Below are 6,387 nucleotides of genomic sequence, written 5' to 3' on the forward strand. Positions count from 1 at the left end.
CCGGCTCCGGGTCGCCAGGATGCGGTCGACGGCCGCGCGCGCGGTCGTCGCGTCCCCCGGGATGGCGATCAGCACGTCGGAGCCGCGGCGGTTCACGGTGTCGGTGGCGCGCAGCGATCCACTGACGATGCTTACAAGATCCTCACCAGAGCTCCGGGACGGCCTGAGGCGCGCGAGGCAGAACGAAGGCCTACCCCTCTCCTGCCCCATCCGCCGACCTCACCGTCTCTTACGCCGCCTGCGGCGATTGTGAGGGCCACACCAGCCTGCGGTCAAGCAATCGGCTGTTCCACGACTCGGTTGGCGAGAAGCCTCTTACCTTGGCTTCCTCTTACTTTGCGTCGTCCCGTTACTTTGAGTCGTCCAGGTCAGCAGGCGGGCCAGTGCCGCGCGTCCCAGCGACGCCGGCCGGCGCGCACCATCGGCATGCCGACGAATATGGCGAACAGCCCGAGCAGGAAGGTGGCCATGGTGTGGGCGCCGGTCACCGCCAGGCTGCCGTTGTTGACGGGCGTGGCGCTCCCGGGCGAGGGGGTGGCGCTCGGGGGCGTGGTGCTGGTGGCGGTGCTCGAGCCCGTCGAGGTGCCGGTGCCGCTGCTGGTCCCGGCCGACGAGCCCGTCCCCGAACTCGCGGTCGTGGCCGAGGACCCCGAGCCGGTGCTCGCCGAGCCGCCCGGGCCGGAGGCGACCGGAACGGGCTTGAACGGGTCGACCCCGGGCGTGGCCGAGGCGGCGGCGCCCGTCGACAGGAGGACCACGGCCAAGAGGGCCACGGCCGCCATCGACCGTCCGAGCACGCTCAGTGCCTTCATCGCCACGATTCTACGGGCCACCCCGGTGAAATCGGCGTCATTGCCCTCCGGGATGAGAAATGGGGGGTAGGGCATCCCCCTCAAGTTCCCGGTGGGGCCCTGCCGATGACACGTTCTGGCAAGGAAGCGGAATCCATGTCCGCTCTCCCGTGGCAAGGAGGCTGAGGTGTATGGCTCGAGAAGGTGTGACGAGATCCTTCGGTTGATCGACGAGGCGCTGGACGCCCTCGCGACGGACGAGCCGGTCCCCGGCCCCCGTACCGCCGTGATGGAGCGCCCCCGCCGCGAGCGGTCCCGCCGGGCTCCCCGGCCAACCGCCACCGCATCCACCCGCCCCGCCGCCTGAACCTCCCCCCTGGCCGCCCCGTCGGGCGGACCCCGCCTCAGCCCGGCGCGCCCCGATCCGCCCGCAGGTACCGTCGGGTGGTGGGCGACGACGGCGACGATCTGCTCGGCGCGCGGAGCGACGAGCGCACGACCCTGACCGGGACCCTCGACTGGTATCGGGGGGTCGTCGAGAACAAGATCCACGGTCTCGGCCGGGAGGACGCCAGCCGGAGCATGACCCCGAGCGGCCTGAGCCAGCTCGGCGTGGTCAAGCACCTGGCCTGGGTGGAGCGGGGCTGGTTCCAGGAGATCTACGCCGGCCGGGACGTCGAGATGCTGGAGGGCGATGACGACTCCCTGGAGTTCGCCATCGGCCCGGGGGACACGGTGGAGACGATCCGGGACTTCTACCGGGCCCAGGTATCCGAGTCCCGGGCGGTGACCGACGCCGCACCCGGCCTCGACGCCCTCAGCGCCCGTGAGACCCCGATGAGGGGGCGGGTCAGCCTGCGCTGGGTGCTGGTCCACATGATCGAGGAGACGGCGCGCCATGCCGGCCATCTCGACCTGATGCGCGAGGCCGTCGACGGCCGGGTTGGCGACTGACGACCCGAGCGCCGACAGAATGTGGCCGACGGCTCGACGGAGGAGGCCATGGCCAGGCGGGAGCGCTGGGAGCTGGTGGAGGGACAACGCAGAGCACGGCGACGACATGCTGAGACCGCTCGGCCAGACCAGCGAGGTGAGCCCGGACGTGGCCCGTGCCGTGCTGCGCCAGCTCTACCGGGTGGACCGGTTGGCGGCCCGCTGGGCCTTCCACGGCCCGCCTCATCGGGGCGTCCGGCTCGTGGCCACCGACGTCGACTGGTCGGCCGGGACCGGACCCGAGGTAGAAGGTCGCGCCCTCGATCTGGCCGGACTGCTGGCCCACCGCCCCGACGTGCTCGCCAGCCTTTCCGGCCGCGGAGTCGCTCGCCTGCCCGAGAGAGCGGGGACCACGTGAGCGCGTCGCTGACCCACCTCCCCGCCGGCGCGGACGCGGACGCCGTGGCCGAGGTGCTCGGTAGGGACGGCGCGGTGATCATCGACCGGCTGGCGCCGGCCGGCCTGCTCGACCGGGTGGCCGAGGAGCTGGCGCCCAGCCTGGAGGCCACCGTGACCGGCCCCGACGCCTTCAGCGGCCTCAACACCCGCCGGACCGGGGCGCTGATCGCCCGCTCCCCCACCAGTCGGCAGCTGGTCATGGATCCGCTGATCCTGGCCACGGCGGGGAGGTTCCTGGCCCACGCCACCAACTTCCAGCTCCACCTGACCCAGGCCATCGCCATCGGGCCCGACTCCCCCGCCCAGCCCGTCCACCGGGACCAGTGGGCCTTCGACTTCTTCGCCTTCCCTCCCGGATACGAGGTCCAGTGCAACACCATCTGGGCCCTGACCGACTTCACCGAGGACAACGGCGCCACCCGGGTGGTGCCGGGGAGCAACTCCGCCGAGGACCGCCTGTCCTTCGGGCCGGCGGACACGGTCCCGGCCGAGATGGAGCGGGGCTCGGTCCTCGTCTACTCCGGCAGCGTCTACCACGGCGGGGGCGCCAACCGCACCGACGAAACCCGCGTCGGGGTAAACGTCACCTACGCCCTGGCCTGGCTCCGCCAGGAGGAGAACCAGTACCTGTCGGTGCCCCGGGAGGTGGCCGCGACCCTCCCCGTGGACCTGCTGCGGCTGATGGGCTACGCCCGCGGCGCCTACGCCCTGGGCTACATCGACGACCTGCGCGATCCCATCGAGGCCGTGCTCCCGGGGCACGGCACCGTCGGGTTCAGCGCCACCACCCCCGAGGGGCGCGCCCGCACCTGACCGGCGGCGGTCATATGGGCCCAAAGCTCCCGGATCGGCCCCGCCGGGCGGAGCTGAGCCCGGCGTCCTGATCTGGTCGCGGGCGGGCAGGTCGTGTTGGCACCAACCGGGCAGGCGGGGTGTCCTCCTTGGCCGGCGGGGCCGGAGTCTCCACACTGCTCCTGTGGGCCGACCCCTGCTGGCCGTGGCGTGGTACCGGTTCCGGACCACGTTCCGGCGGCGCCGGACCGGGTGGCGGCAACGACGTCCAATCCGTGGACCAGGCGGTGCAGCATCTCCTGCCGGCCTTCCCTCCACCGCAGCTCGTGGCCGACAACGTGGCCAAGGCCGAACGGGCCATCAAGCCCGAGTCGATCGCCCTCGGGGTCTTCGGGGCGATCGGGGTCCTGGCCGCCCTGCTCATCGCCACCCAGCTCATCGGGCGCCAGATCCGCGCCACGAGGAGCGAGCGGTCCGTCCTCCGCGCCGTCGGTGCCGCTCCCGCCGCCACGACGATCGGCGAGCTCCCGGGGATCCTCGGGGCCGTGGTGGTCGGCATCACCCTCGCCGTCGGCGTGGGCGCCGCTCTCTCGCCTCTGGCGCTCCTCGGGCCCGTCCGCCGGGTCGATCCCGGCGCCGGCTGGTCGTTCGACTGGACCGTCCTCGGCGGAGGGGCCGGCGTGCTGCTGGTGGCCCTGGCGGGCATCGCCCTCGAGCCCCGGGCGGGGCGGGAGGCCGTTCCCGTGCGCTCGGCCATCCTCGGCGCCGCCCTGGCCGTGGCCGCCGTGGCGGGCACGACGGTGTTCGGCTCGAGCCTCCGGGTCCTGGTCTCTCATCCCCGCCTGTACGGGTGGAACTGGGACGCCATCCTCGTCACCGGGGGCGGGCAGGGGAACATGCCCGGGGCTCAGGTCACCCGGCTCCTCGACAACGACTCCTCGGTGCAGGCCTGGTCGGCCGCCTACTTCTACAACCTGACCATCGACGGCCAGGCCGTGCCGGTGATCGGCGAGAGCCCCGGTGCTGTCCGGGCACCGCCTGGAGGACGTCGACCAGGTCGTGTTCGGGGCCATCACCCTCGCCCAGCTGCACAAGCAGGTTGGAGACACGGTCTCGGTCTCGAGCGGCACCGGCGCGGCGACGCAGCTGCGCATCGTGGGCACGGCCACCATGCCGACCATCGGGGGCCCGGGACCCCATCTCGAGATGGGCACGGGAGCGGTCCTTCCGGACAACCTCATCCCCGCCGCCCTCAAGAACCCGTTCAACGATCCGACCCCCGGCCCGGAGTCCGTCTTCGTGAACCTCCGCCCGGGGGCAAACCGTGCCGCCGCCCAGCGGTCGCTGCAGCAGATTGCCCAGGCGACGTCCAACACCTTCAACTTCGGGGTCTTCGTGGGGCCGGTCCTGCGGCCGGCCGAGATCGTGAACTACCGCTCGCTCGGCACCACGCCGGCGCTGCTCGGCGCCGCCCTGGCCCTGGGGGCGGTGATCGCGCTCACCCTGGCCCTGGTGGCGTCGGTGCGCCGCCGCCGGCGGGAGCTGGCCGTGCTGCGCACCCTGGGCTTCACCGCCCGGCAGCTGGCCGCCACCGCGGCATGGCAGTCCAGCGTGGCCGTCCTCCTGGGCACGATCGTCGGCCTCCCCGTCGGGGTGGCACTGGGCCGGGCGCTGTGGGACCTGTTTGCCGGGGAGATCCACGCCGTGCCCAGCCCGACCGTGCCCGGGATGTGGCTGGTGCTGATCGGCGTCGCCGCCATCGTGCTGGCCAACGTGGTGGCGGCGGTCCCGGGACGGATCGCCGCCCGGACGCCGGCGGTGGGGTTCCTGCGGGCCGAGTGATCCCTACCACTTGCGGTAGGGCAGGAACTTTCCGCTGTAGGTGATCTGGACGCGGTCACCCTTCGGGTCGGGGATCCGCTCGATGTCGAGCTCGAAGTCGATGGCGCTCATGATCCCGTCCCCGAACTTCTCGTGGATGACGGCCTTGATCGTGGTTCCGTAGACCTGGGTGATCTCGTGGAGCCGGTACACGAGCGGATCGACCGGGACCGGGCCGGGCAGCGATCCCTTGGTGGGAACCTGCTGGAGCGCACCGACCACCTCGGCGCCCAGCCCCAGCACCCCGGCCAGCGCCTCGGCCTCGGCCGCATCCATCGTGGCCTGTCCCATGACGGCGGCCGTGGTCCAGACGACGTGGCGGCCGACCTTGTCGGCCAGCTCCTGGAACGTGACCCCCTTGGTGCGCTTGGTCTCGAGGATCACCTCGGTGCACTCGGCGCGATTCATGTTCCGCCCCTCCCTCCTGTGTCACCCCGCTCGGTCCACGGACTATGCCATGTCACCGCTCTGATCCGGGCGGCGGGTCCTGATTGACCACGATTCGGGCTCCTCGCTAGGTTCGGTTCGTGGCTCGCATACCGCTGGTGGACCCGAACGACGCGGCGTTGGATCCCGCCGTCCGCGAGATCCTGGTGAGGATGACCGGATCCGCTCAAGGCGCGCCCAACGTGTTCCGGGCCATGGCCAACCATCCGGAGTCCATGCGCACGGGTGGCCAGATCGTCTACAGCCCGGCTTCGACGATCACCCCCAAGCAGCGGGAGCTGGCCTACCTCACCGCGTCGGTCGTCAACAGCTGCCACTACTGAGTTCCGGCCCACATCATGCTCGGTCGGAGCGTGGGAATCAGTGACGAGAAGATCACCCACCTGGCCGATGATCCCCTTCCGGAGGGTGTCTTCGATGCCGAGGAGGCGGCCATCGTCCGCTACTCGCAGGCGTCGACCCTCATGCGGCCGATAACCGACGAGCTGTACGGGGATCTGGCGCAGCACTTCGACGTGAAGCAGCTCATCGAGATCTGTGCGACGGTCGGCCTGTCCAACACGGTCAACCGGTTCCACGCCACCTTCCTCACCGATGTCGACGACGCCATCAACGAGGCGTTGGGCCCGAGCTGTCCCATCCCCCTTCCGCCGCAACCGAGGGGCGCCTGAATCGCACGGTACCCATCGCTCCTCGGCCGGGTACCTGAGGTGCGACTACTCAGGCCGACACCTCGGCCACCACGACCGACACGTTGTCCCGGCCTCCTCGGGACAGGGCCAGCTCGACCAGGGCGTCAGCGACCGTCTGGATGGCCCCGCCATCGGCCATCAAGGAGGCGATCTCCTCGGGGGGCACCTCGGTGAACAGTCCATCGGTGCACAGGAGGAATCGGTCCCCCGCCATGGTCGGGTGAACGGCGCTGTCGAGCTCGACGTCGGGTCCGACGCCCAGGGCCCGGGTGAGCACCCCGCGTTGAGGGTGTTCGAGAGCCTCCTTCTCGCTCAGCTGCCCGTGGCGAACCAGTTCCGCCATGAGGGTGTGGTCATGGGTGAGTTGACTCAGCGTCTGGTCCCGCCACAGG

General features: G+C 71.4%; 9 protein-coding genes. 6 read left to right on the top strand and 3 right to left on the bottom strand.

Translation table 11 applies throughout. From position 1 onward, the window contains the following. Window positions 1-368 precede the first annotated feature (368 nt). Entirely contained in the window at window positions 369-812 is a 444-nt protein-coding gene (locus tag VFW24_13675; protein HEX5267813.1) for a hypothetical protein, read from the bottom strand. Between the two features lie 426 nt (window positions 813-1,238). Between VFW24_13675 and VFW24_13680 the strand changes: the two genes are divergently transcribed. The 4 genes from VFW24_13680 (at window position 1,239) to VFW24_13695 (ending at window position 4,817) form a co-directional block, all read left to right on the top strand. Continuing rightward, the gene (locus tag VFW24_13680; protein ID HEX5267814.1) at window positions 1,239-1,745 is read left to right on the top strand and encodes a DinB family protein; all 507 of its coding nucleotides are present in this window, start codon (window positions 1,239-1,241) and stop codon (window positions 1,743-1,745) included. A gap of 106 nt (window positions 1,746-1,851) precedes the next feature. Beyond that, window positions 1,852-2,142 carry a hypothetical protein gene (locus tag VFW24_13685; GenBank protein HEX5267815.1) on the top strand — a complete coding sequence of 97 codons (291 nt, stop codon included), beginning with the start codon at window positions 1,852-1,854 and terminating at the stop codon, window positions 2,140-2,142. Further along, window positions 2,139-2,996: a phytanoyl-CoA dioxygenase family protein gene (locus VFW24_13690; protein HEX5267816.1), complete on the top strand. Its 858-nt coding sequence runs from the start codon at window positions 2,139-2,141 to the stop codon at window positions 2,994-2,996. Before VFW24_13685 ends, VFW24_13690 begins: the two co-directional genes overlap by 4 nt. A gap of 999 nt (window positions 2,997-3,995) precedes the next feature. Then, window positions 3,996-4,817, top strand: a complete 822-nt coding sequence (locus VFW24_13695; protein ID HEX5267817.1) for an ABC transporter permease — start codon at window positions 3,996-3,998, stop codon at window positions 4,815-4,817. A gap of 3 nt (window positions 4,818-4,820) precedes the next feature. On the opposite strand, the gene cynS is transcribed toward VFW24_13695, so the two are convergent. Next, window positions 4,821-5,264: a cyanase gene (gene cynS / locus VFW24_13700; GenBank protein HEX5267818.1), complete on the bottom strand. Its 444-nt coding sequence runs from the start codon at window positions 5,262-5,264 to the stop codon at window positions 4,821-4,823. Window positions 5,265-5,383: 119 nt separating this feature from the next. On the opposite strand from cynS, the gene VFW24_13705 reads away from it, so the two are divergent. Both VFW24_13705 and VFW24_13710 read left to right on the top strand, forming a co-directional pair. Beyond that, on the top strand, window positions 5,384-5,626 hold the full coding sequence (locus tag VFW24_13705) for a hypothetical protein (protein ID HEX5267819.1): 243 nt from the start codon (window positions 5,384-5,386) through the stop codon (window positions 5,624-5,626). Between the two features lie 30 nt (window positions 5,627-5,656). Next, window positions 5,657-5,974, top strand: a complete 318-nt coding sequence (locus VFW24_13710; protein HEX5267820.1) for a hypothetical protein — start codon at window positions 5,657-5,659, stop codon at window positions 5,972-5,974. A gap of 49 nt (window positions 5,975-6,023) precedes the next feature. On the opposite strand, the gene VFW24_13715 is transcribed toward VFW24_13710, so the two are convergent. Next, window positions 6,024-6,387, bottom strand: a 364-nt coding sequence (locus tag VFW24_13715) for a serine/threonine protein phosphatase (GenBank protein ID HEX5267821.1), incomplete at its 5' end; no start/stop codon positions are given.

This window comes from Acidimicrobiales bacterium, assembly GCA_036273495.1.
Lineage (GTDB): Bacteria > Actinomycetota > Acidimicrobiia > Acidimicrobiales > JAJPHE01 > DASSEU01.